This window comes from Nocardia sp. NPDC004711, from assembly GCF_053601595.1.
Genome location: NZ_JBSGCB010000025.1, coordinates 80,709 through 99,620 on the forward strand (window position 1 = coordinate 80,709; position 18,912 = coordinate 99,620).

Consider the following 18,912-nt stretch of genomic DNA (forward strand, 5'->3'; position numbering starts at 1 on the left):
GGCCGTCGGCCACCTCGGCGGGCGCAAATTCACGACCGCATGGGGCACCGCGTCGTCATCCCCAACCTGCCCGGCACCGACGCGCCGCGGCTCGATCCGGGGCGCGAGACACTCACCGTGGCGGCGAGCGGTCCGACCCTGGACATCGTGCTCGTCGGTCACAGCATCGGCGCGGTCAATGTCCTGCGCATGCCGGCCGTTGCCGCTGCGGCTCGCCCTGCTCATCCCGATCACCGTCGCGGCCATGGTGTGGATCGTCCTGCCGCTCCTCACCCGCCGCCCCGGCAGCTGGCTCGCCCGCTGATCCCGACCCGCGCGAGGCTGCGTCTGGGTCGTGTTGCGTGAGCGCCGGGTGTGGAAGGGTGGGGATATGAACCGATTGGGCAGCGCGACATCGCCTTACTTGCGTCAGCATGCTGGGAATCCGGTGCACTGGCGGGAGTGGGATGCGGAGGCGCTGGCCGAGGCGGCCGAGCGGGATGTGCCGATTCTGCTGTCGATCGGATACGCATCATGCCACTGGTGTCATGTGATGGCGCACGAGTCGTTCGAGGACGAGGCCACCGCCGCGGTCATGAACGAGAACTTCGTGTGCATCAAAGTGGATCGGGAGGAGCGGCCTGATCTGGACGCGGTGTACATGAATGCCACCGTGGCCATGACGGGGCAGGGTGGGTGGCCGATGACCTGCTTCCTGACGCCGGAGGGGGAGCCGTTCTATTGCGGAACGTATTACCCGAGGACGCCGCGGCACGGGATGCCGTCGTTCACCCAGGTGCTGACGGCGGTGAGCGAGACGTGGCGGAACCGGCGCGACGAGGTGAACACGGCGGCGGCGCAGGTGGCCGACGCGCTGCGGCAACAGACCGCGGGGTTGCCGGATGCGGAGATCGGGGTCGGGCCGGAGTTGCTCGAGCATGCGGTCGGTGCGGTGTCGAAGGATGTGGACGGGCAGCACGGCGGGTTCGGGGGCGCGCCCAAGTTTCCGCCGTCGGCCCTGCTGGAGGGACTGCTCCGGCATTACGAGCTGACCGGCAATCCGACTGTGTTGCAGACTGTTTCGTTCACCTGCGAGTCGATGGCGCGCGGCGGCATCTACGACCAGCTGCGGGGCGGATTCGCGCGGTACTCGGTGGATGCGGCGTGGGTGGTGCCGCACTTCGAGAAGATGCTCTACGACAATGCCCAGCTGCTGCGTGTGTACGCGCATCTGGCGCGGCGGGGGTATGACGCGTCGGCCGATGAGCGTGCGACCGATGCGTGGGAACCGCTGGCGCTGCGGGTGACTCGCGAGACCGTGCAATTCCTGCTGACGGACCTCGGTACCGAGCAGGGGGCCTTCGCCTCGGCGCTGGACGCGGACACCCACCTGGAACCGGGCGGGCCGGGCGTGGAGGGCGCCACGTACGTGTGGACGCCCGCCGAACTCAACGGTGTGCTCGGTGCGCTCGACGGCGCCTGGGCGGCAGAGGTTTTCAATGTCACCACGGCGGGCACCTTCGAGCACGGCACCTCGGTGCTGACCCGGTACACCGATCCGACACCGGCCGATTACGAGCGGTTCGAGGCGATCCGGGCGAAACTGTCCGCCGCCCGTGCGCGCCGCCCGCAGCCGGAGCGGGACGACAAGGCGGTCACCGCCTGGAACGGCATGGCCATCGTCGCGCTCGCGGAAGCCGGTGCGGCACACGGACATCCGGAGTGGATCACGGCCGCCGTCCGGTGCGCCCGCTTCCTGCTCGACACCCATGTGACCGGCGGCCGCGTCTGCCGCGCCTCGCTGGGCGGTGTGCCCGGCGCGGCTCCGGGCGTGCTGGAGGATTACGCATGGCTGGCGCTGGGGTTGCTCGCGCTGCACCAGACCGCCGAGGGGGACTGGCTGGACGCGGCGCAGGATCTGCTGGACGCCGCCATCACCCACTTCGCCGATCCGGAAACCTCCGGCAGCTGGTTCGACACCGCCGACGACGCCGAGACCCTGCTGACCCGGCCGCGCGACCCGCTGGACGGCGCAACCCCGTCCGGCACGTCGGTTCTCGCGGAGGCGCTGCTCACCGCGGCCGCCCTCACCGACCCGCAGCGGGCCGACCGCTACCGGCAGCTGGCCGATCACACCCTGACCCGGGGTGCGGTGCTGCTGGCTCGCGCGCCCCGCTCGGCCGGCCACTGGCTCGCCGTCGCGGAGGCCGCCCTGCGCGGCCCGATCCAGGTGGCCGTGGTGGACGGCCCGGATGGCGAATCCGGTTGGGCCGCAACGCTGGTGGCGGCCGCCCGCGCCGCCGCCCCGGGCGGATCGGTGATCGTGTCCGGCCCCGTCGGCTCCCAGCCGCTGCTGGCCGACCGGCCTCCGGTGCGCGACACCTCCGCCGCCTACATCTGCCGCGGCTCGGTCTGCGACCTCCCGGTCACCACGGTCGAGGATGTGCGCGCCGGCCTGCTGCCCCCGCCCACCGCCTGATCGCTGCTGCGGGCACGGCCGGCGTTCAGGTCGCGCTGTCGACGCGGTGCCCGGCCATGACCGCGGCGGGCACCGCGACCAGCACCGCGATGAGGTGGGCGGCGCGAAACAGCCCGAGTATCACCGCATTCGGGGTCCAGTGCGTGAAGAGGTCGCCGAGGTGCTCAGCCGTCAGCGCCGCCCGCAGCGGCTCGACCGCCAGCGAGGCCAGGCCGATCGTGCCCAACCCCACCACGAGAATCCCTCGCGCCCACAGGTTTCCGGCCAGCATCCGGGCGGCCAGCGCGAAGACCGTCAGATAGATCGCCGCCCGGATCAGCACCCCGAGTGCGAGGCCGGCCACGTGGACAGCGGGCTCATCGAGGGCGAGCGCGACGCGTCCCAACGTCTCGCCCACGCCCGCGATCAGCGCGACCACGATCGCTCGATAAGCCAGTACCGCCCGCTGCGGCCGTGCCCACACCGCGGCCGAAGTCCGCTCGAACGCGCCGATTTCATTCATAGCGCTACTGTCCGGCGCCCCGGTCCGCACCGAATCCCCCGCGAGTACGACATGCGCCCACTCCTCAGGTACGACACCGCGATTCGACGGGCCGAGCCCGGCCGCGCCGCCGGTGCTTAATCCGTTGCCGCCCGGAGCGGGCGGTCATACAGTCCCGGAGGTGTTCGGTTCATGTTTCTCACCGGAGTATTGCCAGGTCCCGCCAGGTGCAGGGCCGACCCTTGCGCGGGTTGATGATTAGCGATCCGCGGCCCGGCCGGCGGACTCCGAAGACGGGGGTGCGGCCGGTCGCGGGCCGGCCTGCGGGGCACTGCCGTTGCGGTGGGGCGCTCCGGGGGACACCACGTCGGTCCAGCCCGGAGTGGGTTCCTTGCGGCCGCGGAGGTGGAGAGTGTCGTGCAGGATCCACTGCGTGCGCTCGGCGTCGCAGGCGGCGTCTATGACCGCCTGACTGGCCAGAATGCGGCGCGGCACCAGTTTGGCCTCGGTGGTGAGGCGGGCGGCCTCGTTGACGGCGTCGCCGATGACGGTGAACTCCAGCCGGGTGTCGGTGCCGACATCACCGGCGAACACCAGCCCGCGCGCGATGCCGATGCCCACATCGAGCTCGCCCAGCGCGGCCACCTCGTCGCGTATGCGGCGGGCGGCCCGCAGCGCCGGGGTGGCATTGTCGTCGAGCGCGATGGGCGCGCCGAAAATGCACAGTGCCGCATCGCCTTCGAACTTGTTGACCAGGCCCTGATTGTCCTCGGTGGCCGCCACCACGATGGACAGCAGCCGATTCAGCTTGGCCACGAAATCGTGCGGGGCGAGCTCGGTGGCCATGGCCACCGACCCGGTCACGTCCACGAACAGCGCGGTCGCCACCCGCATGTCGCCGGTCAGGCTGGGGCTGCCCGACAGCGCCCGCTCGGCCACCTCGGTACCCACGTGCCGGCCGAAGACGGTCCGCATGCGCTCGCGCTCACTGAGATTGGCGGCCAGCTCGTTCACCGAATGCTCGAGCCGCCCGATCTCGCTGGTGCTGTTGATCGTCACCCGGGCGTCGAGATCGCCGCGGGCGATCCGGTCCAGCGCATCGCGCAGCGTGTGCATGGGCGTCGCCACCGCCCGGGCCAGCGCCGCCGTCGCCACCGCGCCCGCGGACAGGCCGACGATGGCCATGTAGATCCCGGTCCGGATGCGGTCCTGGGCATCGGTGGACGGGTCGGCCAGCACCGTGATCAACATGAACAGCGGTACCGCGCCCGCCACCGCGAAGGTGACCAGCACCCGGGCCAGCACGGTATTGCTCCAGTGCGCGGTCTCGTCCAGCACCTCGGCCACCACCGGAATGGTCGGCCGGATCAGCCGGTCCACGATCAGGAAGGTCAGCGCCGCGGACTCCAGCCCGCCCAGGGTGAACATCGACAGCACCACCGGGAAGCTGCGGTCCTCGGTGGCGTGCGCGAAGACGAAGGCGGCCACGAACACACCTGGCAGCCAGATGGCCAGGGCCCGTCCGGTGATCGCGACCGGCAGCCGCAGCAGCCGTTTCGCCTCGACCTCGGTCGGTGGCCGGCGCTGGTCCAGCCAGCTGAAGTAGTGGTGCCGATCCCGCACCGCGAGCATGATGCCGACCAGCGCGCCGATGGACGGATAGATCGACACCTGAATGAAGGTGGCCATCCAGTCCGGTCCGAGCCGGCTCAGGAAACCACTCAGGAAAAGTTCGGTGGTGATCACCGCGAGGCCACCGAGATTGCACGCCATGACGACAGCAGACAGACCCCCCGGCGCCCGCAGCGCCCACAGGATGAGTCTGCTGGTCACGTCGCAGACTTTAGAGAACGTTCGCCTCGGATTGCACGTTTGTGAGTAATTGCTCGGATCAGCGCAACAGCACGAACCAGATGGCAACGTAGTGGCACAGCGCCGCGACCACCGTTGCCGCGTGGAAGAACTCGTGATGCCCGAAGACCTCCGGCCACGGGTCCGGCCAGCGCGACGCGTACAGGATCCCGCCCACGCTGTAGGCGATACCGCCCGCGAGCAGCAAGATCACCGGCGTCCAGCCGACGTGGTGGATGAGCGTCCCGGCCACCGGGACGATGGCCCACCCGAGCAGCAGATACAACGGCACCCCGACCCATCGGGGAGCGGTGGGCCACAGCATCTTCAGCGCTACCCCGGCCAGCGCGCCCGCCCACACCATGGTCAGCAGGACGGTGCCCGCGGTGCCGCGGACGCCGAGCAGGGCGAACGGTGTGTAGCTGCCAGCGATGAACAGGAAGATCATCGAATGGTCCGCCCGCTTCATCCACATGCGGGCCCGCGCGGTCTTCCAGTTCACCCGGTGATAGGTCGCGCTGATCCCGAAAACCCCGCACACCGTGATCCCGTAGACCAGCGTCGACCAGGCGGCCTTCGCCGACACGGTGCTCGCCACCGACACCAGCACGATCACCGCGATGGCGGCGACGCCCACGGCCCAGGCGTGAATCCATCCGCGCATGCGGGGCTTGATGAATTCCAGCTCCTCGCGGACGGTTTCGATGACCCCCACCGCCGGGTCGACCGGCTGTATTGCCTCGGCCATTAGTTTCCTCCTCGGTAACCTACGGTAGCGTAGGTTGGCGGTGGGCCACCCTTCATAGTGGCTGTCGTCACTACGAGCCCCGGGTGTTTCGCTCGTCTGTCCCGGTCGCTCCGCCATCCGTTCCGGGGGCGTAGGGTTGCGGCCGTGAAGATTGCGAGTCAGGTGCGTGGACTCCCATATCGCATATACGAGTCACGGCTGTCCAGGCAGCTGGCTGGCAAACAACATCCCCGGCACGTCGCCGTGATGTGCGATGGCAACCGGCGGTGGGCGCGGGAGAACGGGTTCAGCGATATCAGCCATGGCCATCGAGTCGGTGCGCTGAAGATCGCCGAACTCGTGGGCTGGTGTGGCGAGGCGGGCATCGAGATGGTGACCCTCTACCTGCTCTCCACCGAGAATCTGCGCCGCGACTCCGACGAGCTCGAGACCCTCTTCGAGGTCATCACCGACGTCGTCGACGAACTCTCTGCGCCGGAACAGAATTGGAGCGTCCGCATCGTGGGCGCCCTCGATCAACTGCCCGCCGAGTTCGCCCGGCGCCTGAGCGAGGCGGCCAAGAGCACCGAGGGCCGCACCGGCGTGCACGTCAATGTCGCCATCGGTTACGGCGGCCGCCAGGAGATCGCCGACGCGGTGCGCTCGCTGGTCCGCCAGGAGATGGACGCGGGCGAGACCGGCGAGGATCTGGTCCAGTCCATCACCGTCGACGCCATCGGCCAGCACCTCTACACCTCCGGCCAGCCCGATCCCGATCTCGTCATCCGCACCTCCGGCGAGCAGCGGCTGTCGGGATTCCTGTTGTGGCAGAGCGCGTATTCGGAGATCTGGTTCACCGAGGCGTACTGGCCGGAATTCCGGCGCGTGGATTTCCTGCGCGCCCTGCGCGATTACGCGGCGCGGCACCGCCGCTTCGGGGTGTAGAACACGGCGAATCAACGGTTCCATTGCAGTGCAATGGCTTCCGTGTTCGCGGGACGGTCGCTGCCGTACCGTCGGGGAGTATGAGCGAGCTGCGTGAAGGGCTGAGTGGCCCGGCCGAGAGCCAGGTCGTGGCGGTGCCGTACATCGGCTACGAGGACTTCGGCCGCCGATTCCTGGAATACGCCGCCTCCACCGAGCGGATAGCCGGGGCGTTCGAGAAGCTCACGGGGGAGGCGTTCGAATTCGGGCCGATCGGGGCGGGACCCGGCAAGCTCGCGAAACTCTCGGCCACCGTGCGGCTCGGGCGGCCACGGCTGAATCGCGAAGTGGACGACCTGATTTCGTTCGACCTGGTGATCCCGCTCAAGGTCGACCTGCTCATCGACCTGGCGGTGGATCGGTATCCGTTCCGGGTGGACGGCACCATTCACCTGCACCTGACCGTCCGCACCGCGGAGCCGCTGCGGGTCCTCATCGAAATCGACGAGCCGCAGCCCAGCAATGTCCGCATCAATGTCGCCAGCGCGACCCGCCGCGGGGAATTGCTACGCATTCTCGCCAGCGTCGACCACGAGATCCGCCGCTTCGTCGCACGCTATATCGCCACGGAGATCTCCAAACCGCACATCCAGGCAGCCACCGATATCGACGTCGGCGCCCGACTCGATGCCGCCTGGAAGCTATGAACCAACGCGACGACTGATTTCGTGACGCGAGGGTAACTCGCCGGGTACGTCCACAATAGGTTCGGCTCCCAACCGCCGGCACGGATGCGAAACTGCCGACGGCACCGAGCTGTCCGCTGAAGTCCCGGGGCGGCGGGGGAGCTCAGAGCTTCCGGAGTCGCAGCCGGTTGATGGAGTGGTCGGAGTCCTTGCGCAGCACCAGCGTCGCGCGCGGGCGCGTCGGCAGGATGTTCTCCACCAGATTCGGGCGGTTGGTGTTGTGCCAGATTTCCTTGGCCTGGTTGCTGGCTTCCTGGTCGTTGAAGTTCGCGTAGTGGTGGAAGTGCGAATTCGGATCCTGGAAGGCGGTCCTGCGCAGCGACAGGAAGCGCTGCACGTACCAGTTCTCGATGTCCTCGATGCGGGCGTCGACATAGACCGAGAAGTCGAACAGGTCCGACACCATCAGCCGCGGCCCGGTCTGCAGCACGTTCAGGCCCTCGACGATCAGAATGTCGGGCTGGCGCACGCAGTGGTATTCGCCGGGCACGATGTCGTAGGCGATGTGCGAGTAGACGGGCGCGCACACCTCGTGCGCACCGGATTTCACCTCGGTGACGAAGCGCAGCAGCTTGCGCCGGTCGTAGGACTCCGGGAAGCCCTTGCGGTGCATGATGCCGCGCCGGGTGAGTTCGGCTGTCGGGTACAGGAATCCGTCGGTGGTGACCAGATCCACCCGCGGATGGTGGTCCCAGCGCGCCAGCAGCGCCTGCAGCACACGCGCGGTGGTGGACTTGCCGACGGCCACCGAGCCCGCCACGCCGATGACGAACGGCACCTGACGGTCCGGGTGGGTCTCGCCGAGGAAGGTGGCGGTGGCGGCGAACAGGCGCTGCCGGGCCGCGACCTGGAGGTGGATGAGACGGGCCAGGGGGAGGTAGACCTCGGCCACCTCCTCGAGGTCGATCTGCTCACCCAGACCGCGCAGGCCGACCAGTTCTTCCTCGGTGAGGACCAGGGGAGTCGACTTGCGCAGGGTGCGCCACTGCTTGCGGTCGAATTCCACGTACGGGCTGGGCTCGCTCATCCGCGCCATTATTCGTGTCCCCGCACTCGAGACCCGCGTCCCCGTACTCGACACTCGTGTCCCCGCATTCGGGCCGGCCGACAACAACAGCTCTCGGGAAGCCGCATCGTCGCCGTGCCCGGCGATCCGGCCAACACTCCACGCATAGCCGAATTGTGCTCGGCTCCAACATGCGGGTGAACACCAGGTGTTGCTACTGACGGGTAACTCTAGTGAGATGGGCAACACCTCAGCCCCTGGGCGTATCCGGTGAGGTTGCACGACAGGCTGATACGGGCGGCTGAAGGACATAATGGTTCGCGGCCCGTCTCGATTCTGGACTGAGTGGAGCGGGGGAGCGCAGCGGAGGAGCGGAGGGAGGGAAGAATCGAGACCTCCAGGGCCGCGAACCCGCCCGGAGCGAAGCGGAGGGCAAATTGAACAGAGCGCATCCACTGGTCACTGAATATCTGCGGCTGGGTCTGGCATTCGACCGGCTCGAAGAGGGTTTCGTGGACGCCTATACCGGCGATCCCGGCCTGCGCCGCGAGGTGGAGAACGCGCCCGCGCCGGAGCCGCGTGATATCGCCCACGGGGCAGCCGCACTGCGCAAGGAACTGCCCGAGGCGGGCCTCCCCGCGGAGCGCGTCGAATTCCTGGATGCGCACCTGCGGGCGATGGAATGCTCGGGCCGCAAATTCGCCGGCGAGGACATCAACTTCGTCGACGAGGTCCGCGCCTACTTCGACGTGGATATCACCCCCGGCGATACCGAGAACTACCGTGAGGCGCACCGGCAGCTGGACGAGGTGCTGCCCGGTGACGGCGAACTGCTCGACCGGATTACCGTGCACCGCCGCCAGGACGAGATTCCGCCCGAACGCCTGAAGGAATGCGTGGCCGCGTTCTCCGGCGCGCTGCGGGAACTCGTGCGCGACCGCTATCCGCTGCCGGACCACGAGCACGTGGAATACGAAGTGGTGGGCGACAAGCCGTGGTCGGGCTTCAACTATTACCTGGGCAACTACCAATCCCGGGTGGCCATCAATTCCGATCTCAAGCAGCACATGTCACAGCTGCCGCAACTGATCGCGCACGAGGCCTACCCGGGTCATCACACCGAGCACTGCCGGAAAGAGGCCGGGCTGGTGGGCGCGGGGCAGGCCGAGCAGACGCTGTTCCTGGTGAACACCCCGCAGTGCCTGATGGCGGAGGGGCTGGCCGATCTGGCCCTGAAGTCGATCGTCGGCCCGGGCTGGGGCCGCTGGGCGCAGGAGATCTACGCGGACCTGGGGCTGCGCTTCGATGGCGAACGCGCCGAAAGGATTTCGAACGCGTCCGCGAATCTGCTGAGCGTGCGCCAGGATGCCGCGCTGCTGCTGCACGATCGCCGGCGGGATGCCGGCGAGGTGTCGGAATTTCTGCAGCGCTGGAGTCTGGTCACTCCGGAGCGGGCCGCGCAATCGCTGCGATTCCTGTCATCGCCGCTGTGGCGGGCCTATATCTCCACCTATGTGGAGGGATATCGATTGCTGGGAGGGTGGCTGGACCGGGCAGCCGATCCGGAAGACCGGTCCGAGCGTTTTCGCCGTCTCTTGGACGAACCCCTCACACCCGGCGCGATCCGCCGCATGTGAGGGGTACTCCCCGACGTCCTGATTGGTGCTTACGCGCCCCAGCTGGCACAGGACGCGCCGCCGCTGGACATGGTGCACATGGTCTTGAGCAGGGTGAAGATCAGGGACTGGATGGTGGTGGCGTCAGCGCTCATGAAAGATTCCTCGAAAGATCGGATGGGCCAATGTCACTGGCGTAACTGTGCCAGCGCGGCGATACATTACCGAGATTTGTTGCCCTGCCATAGCCTGATTTCATAGTGATGTCCACCGCTCACGGCGATTCGGTCGTCTCTCCTGCGCCGACGATTCCTCTGCCCCCAATTTCCGGGGCACGATTCCTTCGCGCGTGGCGACCGGCGGATGGTCGCCGCCGGTCGCGAGATAGGATGACCGGACCGCGACTGGCGCACTCGAGGTGGAAGCAACCACCGGGAAGCACCGAAGTCCGGCACCGCGCGCCTGGGTGCCTGGCGACCCCCGAGCCGTATTCGGGGTACCCGGACAACGGAGGTGCGCGATGAACGAGACAGAGAACCCCCGGATCGGCTCGGCGGCAGCGGCCAATAGACTCGGCGGCGTGACCCAGACGAGCGCCTCTGTCAACAGCCAGTCCCTCGCCGAACTCGATCCCGAGGTCGCGTCCGCGATGGGCGGCGAACTCGCTCGCCAGCGCGACACCCTCGAGATGATCGCCTCGGAGAACTTCGTGCCGCGCGCGGTGCTGCAGGCGCAGGGCAGCGTGCTCACCAACAAGTACGCCGAGGGCTACCCGGGTCGCCGCTACTACGGCGGCTGCGAGAACGTCGACATCGTCGAGGATCTGGCCCGCGCCCGCGTCAAGGAGCTGTTCGGCGCGGAATTCGCCAATGTCCAGCCGCATTCGGGCGCGCAGGCCAATGCCGCGGTGCTGATGGCGCTGATGAACCCGGGCGAGAAGCTGCTGGGCCTGGATCTGGCGCACGGCGGTCACCTCACCCACGGCATGCGCCTGAACTTCTCCGGCAAGCTGTACGAGGTCCACGCCTACGGCGTCGCCAAGGAAGACCACCGCGTCGACATGGACGAGGTGCGCAAGATCGCCCGCGACACCCGCCCGAAGGTGATCGTGGCCGGCTGGTCGGCGTACCCCCGGCACCTGGACTTCGCTGCCTTCCGTGAGATCGCGGACGAGGTCGGCGCCTACCTGTGGGTCGACATGGCGCACTTCGCCGGTCTGGTCGCGGCCGGGCTGCACCCGTCGCCGGTGCCGTACGCGGACGTGGTGTCCTCGACCGTGCACAAGACCCTGGGCGGCCCCCGCTCCGGTCTGATCCTGGCGAAGCAGGAATTCGCCAAGAAGCTGAACTCCGCGGTCTTCCCGGGTCAGCAGGGCGGCCCGCTCATGCACGCCATCGCCGCCAAGGCCGTGGCCTTCAAGATCGCCGGCAGCGCGGAGTTCAAGGAGCGCCAGGAGCGCACCATCTCCGGCGCCAAGATCCTCGCCGAGCGCCTGACCGCGCCCGACGCCAAGGCCAAGGGCATCACCGTGCTCACCGGCGGCACCGACGTGCACCTGGTGCTGGTGGACCTGCGCAACTCGCAGCTGGACGGCCAGCAGGGCGAGGATCTGCTGCACGAAATCGGAATCACCGTGAACCGCAACGCCGTTCCGTTCGACCCGCGCCCGCCGATGGTCACCTCCGGCCTGCGCATCGGCACCCCGGCGCTGGCCACCCGCGGCTTCGGCGACGAGCAGTTCACCGAGGTCGCCGACATCATCGCCGCCGCCCTCACCGGCTCCGCCGACCTGGACTCGCTGCGTCAGCGCGTTTCCACGCTGGCGCAGGACTTCCCGCTGTACGACGGCCTGGAGGACTGGCGCCTGCTGGGCTGAGGCCCGCCGGGCAATCGAGAGCCCGCCGCGATTCCATGATCGCGGCGGGCTCTCCGCGTCGCGGTGCGACTCTGGGTCGCGATGAGATTCGTTGCCCGCCAGGGATTCCCGGCTAGAACGACCAGAACTTGCGCGGCCCGCCCGTGAGGCTCGGTGCGTCCGCGGTCACGGTGGCGATCAGCTGCTTGGGATGCGGGTTCACCCAGTTCCGTTCGGAGTCGCCGTCGCGCAGGACGACCGTGGGGACGGTCTCGTTGCCGTCGGCCACCGAGCGGACGAAGGCGGCCGCCTCCGGGTCCTGCCAGATGTCGACCTCGCGGTGGACGATGCCGTGGCGATTGAGCACTCGGCGCATGCGGGAGCAGTAGGGGCAACCCGGGCGGCGGTAGACGACCAGTTCCGGGGTGGCGTCGGTGGTCATGATCGGAGTCTAGGTCCGCGCGGCCGCCCCCACCATGTCGGCGGGGCGGGACTGACGCCGGGGCCGAGAGTCGGTGCCTCGGAATCGGGAATCACCGAGCAGCGCAGGCGATTCGGTTCGAGTCCGTCGTGCGTGCCGTGCCGACGGGATGACACGGCACGCACGACGGCTCCTGATTCAGGCGTGCTTGCTCAGGTAGTCCAGGTACATCGGGCGCAGCGCCTCGCCGACCCTGCCCTCGCCGGCGTGGAAGTAGTCGTCGAGCAGGGCGACGGTGTTCCAGATGTCGACCTCGCCCTCGCCCTGATTGCCGGCCGCGACCTCGGCGCCGGGAATCGCCTTGAGCAGTTGCCACAGGAACTTGATGTCGCCGCGCCGGGCTGCCAGCTTCACAGCACGGTCGTGCAATTCCTTGGTGGGCAGCGTTGCCAGATCCGCAGTTTCGGCCATGACCTCGACTGTAATGGAGGGCATGACACAGCAACCCAGGTACCGGGTCAAGCGCGTGTACGACGATCCCGATGCGGCCGACGGCCGCCGGGTGCTGGTGGACCGGCTCTGGCCGCGCGGCATCAGCAAACAGCAAGCGGCCATAGACGAATGGGCCAAGGACGTGACGCCGTCGAACGAGCTGCGGAGGTGGTATCACGCCGCGCCGGAGACACGCCGTGCCGAGTTCGAGCGCCGGTATCGAATCGAGCTCGCCGCGGACGCGGCGCAGGAGGGGCTGGCGCGCCTGCGGTCGGAGGCCGCGACCGCCCCGTTGACGCTGGTCACGGCCACCAAAGAGCCGGAGCACAGCCATGTTCCCGTGCTGCTGGGTGAATTGGGCGAAACACACAGAGCGGACTCGCGTTAACGCGATCTTCACCAATGCGCCCCGCAGTCCGGAAGCCGGATCGCGATTTCGGCGGTAGCGTCGGGAGTGCGAGCCGCGTAGGTGTGGCTCGTACGGGAGGTCCTGATCGTGACTGAGCAACTCAGTGCGAGGGGGCCGGCACCCGGCCCTCGGGTCGTACGACCCCAAGGCTGACCGGCCCAGCGAGAACGCTCGCGCGGTGTCGCGCGAGTGGCAAAGGAGCCCACCGTGACTGATGCACGCTCCGTCAACGCTCCCAGCAGGGACGCCGGCTCTGACCAGAGCCCGCTGACCACGACACGGGGAGTTCGCGCCTCGCAGTCGGCCGATTCCGGACCGGCGAAAACATTCGTAGTCGACACGTCGGTGTTGCTGTCCGACCCCTGGGCACTGACCCGCTTCGGCGAGCACCATGTGGTGCTGCCGCTGGTGGTGATCAGTGAACTCGAGGCCAAACGCCATCACCACGAACTCGGCTGGTTCGCTCGCGAGGCACTGCGCATGCTGGACGACATGCGTCTGGCACACGGTCGGCTCGATCAGCGGGTGTCGGTCGGCACCCAGGGCGGGACACTCCAGGTGGAGTTGAACCACACCGACCCAACCGTATTGCCCGTCGGATTCCGCACGGACACCAACGATTCCCGCATCCTGGCCTGCGCGCTCAACCTGGCCGCCGAGGGACAGCGGGTCGTGCTGGTGTCCAAGGACATTCCGCTGCGCGTCAAGGCCGGCGCGGTCGGCCTGCGGGCCGACGAGTACCACGCGCAGGATGTCGTCACCTCCGGCTGGACCGGCATGGTGGAACTGGAGGTCGCCACGGGCACCGTCGACAAGCTCTACTCCGACAGCGTCATCGACCTCGACGAGGCTCGGGACATGCCCTGCCACACCGGAATTCGGATGCTCGGCCCGCGCGGCAGCGCGCTGGCGCGGGTGACGCCGGACAAGCGGGTGCAACTGGTGCGGGGTGATCGCGAGGCCTTCGGGCTGCACGGGCGCTCGGCCGAACAGCGCATCGCGCTGGATCTGCTGCTCGACGAGAGCGTCGGCATCGTCTCCCTCGGCGGGCGGGCCGGCACCGGCAAATCCGCGCTGGCGCTGACCGCCGGGCTCGAAGCGGTGCTGGAGCGCCGCTCGCATCGGAAGGTGGTGGTGTTCCGGCCGCTCTACGCGGTGGGTGGACAGGAGCTCGGCTATCTGCCGGGCTCCGAGAGCGAGAAGATGGGACCGTGGGCGCAGGCCGTCTTCGACACCCTCGAGGGGCTGGCCAGCCCGGAGGTGATGGAGGAGGTGCAGGCGCGCGGCATGCTGGAGGTGCTGCCGCTCACCCACATTCGCGGGCGCTCGCTGCACGACTCCTTCGTGATCGTGGACGAGGCGCAGTCGCTGGAACGCAATGTGCTGCTCACGGTGCTGAGCCGGTTGGGCAGCGGGTCGCGGGTGGTGCTCACCCACGACGTCGCACAGCGTGACAACCTACGCGTGGGCCGGCACGACGGCGTGGCCGCCGTGATCGAAAAGCTCAAGGGGCACCCGTTGTTCGCGCACGTCACCCTGACCCGTAGTGAGCGGTCGCCGATCGCGGCGCTGGTCACCGAGATGCTGGAGGAGTTCGGGCCCATTCCTGATGCCCGGTAGTTAGGACCTGCCCGGTCGGAGCGCGACGCGCCCCGGCCGGGCAATTCTTTGGCAAGTGGTTGAACTCACATGTGGTGGGGTACCTTTCGCTGTAATTCCAGCTCGGATATCCCTTCGGTGAGCGCTGTCCGATTCGCCGGATCGTAACCGAGTTGTCGGCCAGGATTCGCGGGAGGATGGAAAATGCACCACTTCGCACGACGTACGGCTGGCACCATCGCGGTGCTCGCGGTCGTCACCGCGCTCGGCGCGGGCTGCGGCAAGGACGACAACAAGAACTCCGCGTCGTCCACGACCTCGACCACCGCCGCCGCGCCGGCCGGCGACGACACCCACGCCGCCGAAACCAAGATGGCCACCCGCGACGGCGCCGAGATCGCCGTCGCCGGCGGCATTCTCGAGAAGTACAACCAGATGGGCGGCGCCATCGGCACTCTCGGTATGCCCACCGGCCCCGCCATGGACGCGCCCGACGGCGGCATGATGCAGGAATTCTCTGGCGGTGCGATCTACTCCGGCCCGACCCACGGCACCCACGTGGTGTGGGGCGAGATCCGCAAGGCCTGGGACGACCAGGGCGGTGCCGACGGCACCCTCGGCTACCCGACCAGCGACGAATACGACATCACCGGTGGCAAGCAGAGCGATTTCAGCGGCGGCTCCATCACCTGGGTGGACAACGAGACCACGGTCACCGAGAAGTAGCCCGGCCGGTCCGGGCTGCCCGGTGACGGCATCCCGGACCTGGCTGCGGCTATAGCCGATTCGAATACCGCGCGAAGGCCCCCATGTTTGCCCCGATGCCGCTAGGTTGTTCGCGTGCAGAACGTTTTGTCCGATCGGGAACTGCTGGAATCACTCGCGGCCGAGGTGGAGACCAACCTCGCGCGGCACATCGCCGCCGCCCCCGAGTGGCAGCCCCACGACTACGTGCCGTGGGACGACGGCCGCAATTTCCAGTTCCTCGGCGGAACCGATTGGGATCCGGCGCAATCCGACCTCAGCGAGGTCTCCAAGACCGCGCTCACGGTGAGCGTGCTGATCGCCGACAACCTGCCCGCCTACCACCGCGAGGTCGGCAAGTACCTGCGCAGCGGACCGTGGTGGCGCTGGGTCGGCCGCTGGACCGCCGAGGAGAACCGGCACGAGATCCTCATCCGCAACTACCTGATGGTCACCCGCGCCGTCGACCCGGTCGCGCTGGAGCGGATGCGCATGGCGCACATGACCACCGGCTTCCGCCGCCCCGCCATGCACCTGCCCGACGTGCTCGCCGCCTGGGCACTGGAGGAGACCGCGGCCGCCGTCCGGCACCGCACCGCCGCGCGCCTGGCCGACAATGTCATGGTCGCGACCATCGCCGACCGGTTGGCCGCCGACGACGAACTGCAGGCCGTCTTCTTCGCCAACCTGGTCGGCGCGGCCCTCGACCTGGCGCCCGATCAGACCGTGCGCGCCATCGCCGACCGCATCGCCGACTTCCACGCCCCCGTGGTGCAGCTCGCCGACGGCCGCACCAGCGACGAGGTCCTCGCCGAGGCCGGCATCTACGACCGTGCGAACGAAGCCGAACTGGTCTTCGCGCCCCTGCTCGAGCAGTGGAAGATCTTCACCCGCAACGACTTCGGTGAGGAAGGCGAGAAGGCGCGCGCCGAACTGGCCCACCTGCGCCCCTGAGCATGCCCCTGCCCCGCAGAACCTGATCCCGTGCCCTGTGCGCGGTTCGATGCCGACGCCCGCCGCGAATACGTGGCGGGCGTCGTGCTTTCCGCCTAGGGAGCCGGCTCAGCGGGGAAGGAGTGCGCGCACGACGCCGGTGACCGTGCCGCGCAGGAAGTTCTCCCAGCTGAAGTGGTCGTGCCACAGCGTGATGCGGCCGTCACGGAACTCGAAGGTGCCGCAGACCCAGAACGAGATCTCGACCGGGCCCATGCGCAGATAGTCGGTGCGTTCGGTGAGCACCGTGCCGTCCTCGGTGGCGGCGATGTGATGCATATCGGCGCGGAAGCCGTAGCGGGGACTGTTGAGCAGATTCAGGACCCAGCGCACGCGGTCCACGCCGCGAATGTCGGGGAGCGAGGTGTTCTTCCAGACGATGCCGGGATCGACCAGCTCCAGGGCTTCGCCGACGATCTTCATTTCCATTGCCGCGAAGAACTCGCGCACCGTGGTGACCGGATCCTGCTTCAGCTCGGGTAGCTCTGACATGAGCCGAGCGTAGGCCGAAACCGGGCAGTGGCACAGATATCCGCGGCAACTACCGCTGTGTCCGTTCGTGGCGGTTACGCCGGGTCTCGAGGAGCACGGCCAAACCGTCCAGGATGCGATCGATGCCGAAGGCGAGGGCATTGTCGCGGCCGGTCTCGGCGGCGGTTCCGGACATGGTCTCGGCGAAGGCGGCCGCGGCGTGCGGAAAGCGCTCTGCCTGCGCCGACAGCACCGCGCCGAGCTCTCGGGCCAGTTCGCCCTCCAGATCCTCACCCGCCGTCGCGGTCTGCTGGGCAATGCCGCGGGCGTGACCCAGCAGCAGCACGACGGTGTCGAAACACTCGGCCGCGGTCAGACCGGTGCCGTCCAGCGCGCCGACGGCCGAATCGAGCCAGGCCAGCTCATTGGGGCCCATCGGGCGGACGCCGGTGGACGCGTCGTTCCCCCAGGGGTGTGCGACGGCCCGGGTGAAGAAGGTCTCGGTCCACGGGCGTAGATAGGTGCGCCAGGGTTCCGGATCGGAATCCGAAGGGGCGGTGGTGTTTTCCGGCGGCACGCCGAGGGCGGTGTCCAGCATGAGCGCGATGAGCTCGGTCTTGCCGGGGAAGTAGCGGTACAGCGCCATCTTGGCGCAGCCGAGGCGTTCGGCCAGCCGCGCCATGGACAGGTTGGCCAGTCCTTCGGCGTCGGCGAGGTCGATGGCCTCGGCGACGATGCGCTCCAGTGTGAGGGACGGCTTGGGCCCGCGCCGAGGACGGTCGGGGGAGCCCCAGAGCAGTTCGAGGGTGGTCGGTGCCGACATGGTCGCCATCCTTCCGGATTCCGAGCTTGACGTGAAACTGCGTCCATCGTACGCTATCGCCATCAACAGCGTCCGATGGACGCAGTTATCGAAGGAGTCACCGCCATGCGCAACACCACCGTCCTCATCTCCGGAGCCAGCGTCGCCGGCCCTGCCCTCGCCTACTGGCTGCACCGCTACGGCTTCCAGGTGACCGTGGTCGAGAAGGCGCCCGCGCTGCGCGCCGGCGGCCAGGCCGTCGATTTCACCGGCGAGACCCACATGACCGTGCTCGAGCGCATGGGCGTGCTCGACGACATCGAGCGGCGGCAGACCGGTAAGACCGACTGGGTGCTGATCGACGAGAGTGGCGTCGAGCAGGCCGTGATGGCCGGGGAGTTCCTCGGCGGCGATATCGAGATCCTGCGCGGCGACCTCGCCCGGATCCTCTACAGCCGGACCGCGGGAGAGTGCGAATACCTCTTCGGCGACACCGTCACCGCGCTGCGGGAGACCGGCGACGGCGTATACGTCGAATTCGAGAACGCGCCCGCGCGGGTCTTCGATCTGGTCTTCGGATGCGACGGCATCCATTCACGGGTGCGGAAGCTGGCCTTCGGCCCGGAGGCGGACTTCGTCACGCACGACGGCTACTACTACGCCATCGCGGGAGCCTCGGTCTGGGAGGACATGCCGGAAGGGAATCGGCCCCGCGCCAGGTCTCTCGGCTGCAATACCCCCGGCCGGCTCGCCATGACGGGCGGTAACAAGGCCGCGCAGATGTACCTGTTCGCCTCGCCCGAAATCGATTACTCGCGTGACGATTTCGATCAGCAGCGCGGTATCGTCGCCGAGCGTTTCGCCGGAATGGGCTGGGAGGTGCCGCGCATGCTGGCCGAACTCCCGCGCCTGGACGGCTTCTACCTGGACGCCATCGCCAAGGTGTCGATGAAGCACTTCACGTCGGGGCGGGTGGCGCTGGTCGGCGATTCCGCGCACGGCCACACGCTGAACGGATTCGGCACCGGTTCGGCGATTGTCGGGGCCTATGTGCTGGCCGGTGAATTGGCCGCGGCCGACGGCGATCACACCGTGGCATTCGCTCGCTACGAGGAGATCATGAAGCGCCTGCTGCGCAAGACCGACGATGCCAGCCCCGGCCGATTCCTGGCGCCTCGGACCGCACGCGGTCTGCGCCTTCGTAATTGGTTCGTGCGTTCGCGCGGCTTCAAGATGATGGCGAAGTACGCCGAGAACGCCAAGAACGACATCGATCTGAAGAACTACCCGGACATGGTCGGGGCCGCGTGAACCCTG

The 18,912-nt window shown here is 68.3% G+C and carries 19 protein-coding genes and 1 riboswitch; of the genes, 11 read left to right on the forward strand and 8 right to left on the reverse strand.

The annotated features are described in order from the left end of the window. Positions 1-178 precede the first annotated feature (178 nt). The gene (locus ACWEKS_RS25545; protein ID WP_452342413.1) at positions 179-304 is read left to right on the forward strand and encodes a hypothetical protein; all 126 of its coding nucleotides are present in this window, start codon (positions 179-181) and stop codon (positions 302-304) included. Between the two features lie 66 nt (positions 305-370). After that, positions 371-2,458 carry a thioredoxin domain-containing protein gene (locus tag ACWEKS_RS25550; RefSeq protein WP_452342414.1) on the forward strand — a complete coding sequence of 696 codons (2,088 nt, stop codon included), beginning with the start codon at positions 371-373 and terminating at the stop codon, positions 2,456-2,458. A gap of 25 nt (positions 2,459-2,483) precedes the next feature. Here ACWEKS_RS25550 and ACWEKS_RS25555 read toward each other — a convergent pair whose 3' ends face one another. From ACWEKS_RS25555 to trhA, 3 genes are all read right to left on the reverse strand, one after another. After that, complete coding sequence (locus ACWEKS_RS25555) at positions 2,484-2,960, reverse strand: hypothetical protein (protein WP_452342415.1); 477 nt, start codon at positions 2,958-2,960, stop codon at positions 2,484-2,486. A gap of 237 nt (positions 2,961-3,197) precedes the next feature. Next, the gene (locus ACWEKS_RS25560; protein ID WP_452342416.1) at positions 3,198-4,772 is read right to left on the reverse strand and encodes an adenylate/guanylate cyclase domain-containing protein; all 1,575 of its coding nucleotides are present in this window, start codon (positions 4,770-4,772) and stop codon (positions 3,198-3,200) included. 58 nt (positions 4,773-4,830) lie between these two features. Continuing rightward, the gene (trhA, locus tag ACWEKS_RS25565; protein ID WP_452342417.1) at positions 4,831-5,538 is read right to left on the reverse strand and encodes a PAQR family membrane homeostasis protein TrhA; all 708 of its coding nucleotides are present in this window, start codon (positions 5,536-5,538) and stop codon (positions 4,831-4,833) included. 144 nt (positions 5,539-5,682) lie between these two features. Here trhA and ACWEKS_RS25570 point away from each other — a divergent pair, with 144 nt between their 5' ends. Beyond that, complete coding sequence (locus ACWEKS_RS25570; protein WP_354833426.1) at positions 5,683-6,462, forward strand: isoprenyl transferase; 780 nt, start codon at positions 5,683-5,685, stop codon at positions 6,460-6,462. Positions 6,463-6,542: 80 nt separating this feature from the next. Beyond that, the gene (locus tag ACWEKS_RS25575; protein WP_452342418.1) at positions 6,543-7,148 is read left to right on the forward strand and encodes a hypothetical protein; all 606 of its coding nucleotides are present in this window, start codon (positions 6,543-6,545) and stop codon (positions 7,146-7,148) included. A 142-nt stretch (positions 7,149-7,290) separates the two neighbouring features. Here ACWEKS_RS25575 and coaA read toward each other — a convergent pair whose 3' ends face one another. After that, the gene (gene coaA, locus ACWEKS_RS25580) at positions 7,291-8,223 is read right to left on the reverse strand and encodes a type I pantothenate kinase (RefSeq protein WP_452342419.1); all 933 of its coding nucleotides are present in this window, start codon (positions 8,221-8,223) and stop codon (positions 7,291-7,293) included. Positions 8,224-8,630: 407 nt separating this feature from the next. On the opposite strand from coaA, the gene ACWEKS_RS25585 reads away from it, so the two are divergent. Further along, positions 8,631-9,830, forward strand: a complete 1,200-nt coding sequence (locus ACWEKS_RS25585; RefSeq protein ID WP_452342420.1) for a DUF885 domain-containing protein — start codon at positions 8,631-8,633, stop codon at positions 9,828-9,830. A gap of 369 nt (positions 9,831-10,199) precedes the next feature. Continuing rightward, a riboswitch (ZMP/ZTP riboswitch) is annotated at positions 10,200-10,284 on the forward strand. A 105-nt stretch (positions 10,285-10,389) separates the two neighbouring features. Next, positions 10,390-11,685: a serine hydroxymethyltransferase gene (glyA, locus tag ACWEKS_RS25590; RefSeq protein ID WP_452342453.1), complete on the forward strand. Its 1,296-nt coding sequence runs from the start codon at positions 10,390-10,392 to the stop codon at positions 11,683-11,685. Positions 11,686-11,797: 112 nt separating this feature from the next. Here the strand turns inward: glyA and ACWEKS_RS25595 are convergent, their stop codons facing one another. Together ACWEKS_RS25595 and ACWEKS_RS25600 are read right to left on the reverse strand one after the other, a co-directional pair. After that, entirely contained in the window at positions 11,798-12,106 is a 309-nt protein-coding gene (locus tag ACWEKS_RS25595; protein ID WP_354833436.1) for a glutaredoxin domain-containing protein, read from the reverse strand. Between the two features lie 177 nt (positions 12,107-12,283). Continuing rightward, positions 12,284-12,556, reverse strand: coding sequence for a hypothetical protein (locus ACWEKS_RS25600; RefSeq protein WP_354833438.1), 273 nt, complete (start codon positions 12,554-12,556; stop codon positions 12,284-12,286). Positions 12,557-12,578: 22 nt separating this feature from the next. Here ACWEKS_RS25600 and ACWEKS_RS25605 point away from each other — a divergent pair, with 22 nt between their 5' ends. The 4 genes from ACWEKS_RS25605 to ACWEKS_RS25620 all read left to right on the forward strand — a co-directional run bounded on the left by ACWEKS_RS25605 (position 12,579) and on the right by ACWEKS_RS25620 (position 16,283). Beyond that, positions 12,579-12,965 (forward strand): DUF488 domain-containing protein, encoded by a 387-nt coding sequence (locus ACWEKS_RS25605; protein ID WP_452342421.1) that lies wholly within the window; start codon positions 12,579-12,581, stop codon positions 12,963-12,965. Between the two features lie 288 nt (positions 12,966-13,253). Next, a complete protein-coding gene (locus ACWEKS_RS25610; RefSeq protein WP_452342454.1) occupies positions 13,254-14,606 on the forward strand; it encodes a PhoH family protein in 1,353 nt (450 codons plus the stop codon). A gap of 183 nt (positions 14,607-14,789) precedes the next feature. After that, a complete protein-coding gene (locus ACWEKS_RS25615; protein WP_452342422.1) occupies positions 14,790-15,311 on the forward strand; it encodes an LGFP repeat-containing protein in 522 nt (173 codons plus the stop codon). Positions 15,312-15,425: 114 nt separating this feature from the next. Continuing rightward, on the forward strand, positions 15,426-16,283 hold the full coding sequence (locus ACWEKS_RS25620) for an acyl-ACP desaturase (RefSeq protein ID WP_452342423.1): 858 nt from the start codon (positions 15,426-15,428) through the stop codon (positions 16,281-16,283). Positions 16,284-16,391: 108 nt separating this feature from the next. On the opposite strand, the gene ACWEKS_RS25625 is transcribed toward ACWEKS_RS25620, so the two are convergent. Beyond that, positions 16,392-16,814: a limonene-1,2-epoxide hydrolase family protein gene (locus tag ACWEKS_RS25625; RefSeq protein WP_354833445.1), complete on the reverse strand. Its 423-nt coding sequence runs from the start codon at positions 16,812-16,814 to the stop codon at positions 16,392-16,394. Between the two features lie 49 nt (positions 16,815-16,863). After that, positions 16,864-17,616, reverse strand: a complete 753-nt coding sequence (locus tag ACWEKS_RS25630; RefSeq protein WP_452342424.1) for a TetR/AcrR family transcriptional regulator — start codon at positions 17,614-17,616, stop codon at positions 16,864-16,866. A 105-nt stretch (positions 17,617-17,721) separates the two neighbouring features. On the opposite strand from ACWEKS_RS25630, the gene ACWEKS_RS25635 reads away from it, so the two are divergent. Next, positions 17,722-18,906, forward strand: coding sequence for an FAD-dependent monooxygenase (locus ACWEKS_RS25635; protein WP_452342425.1), 1,185 nt, complete (start codon positions 17,722-17,724; stop codon positions 18,904-18,906). The last annotated feature ends 6 nt before the right edge of the window (positions 18,907-18,912 follow it).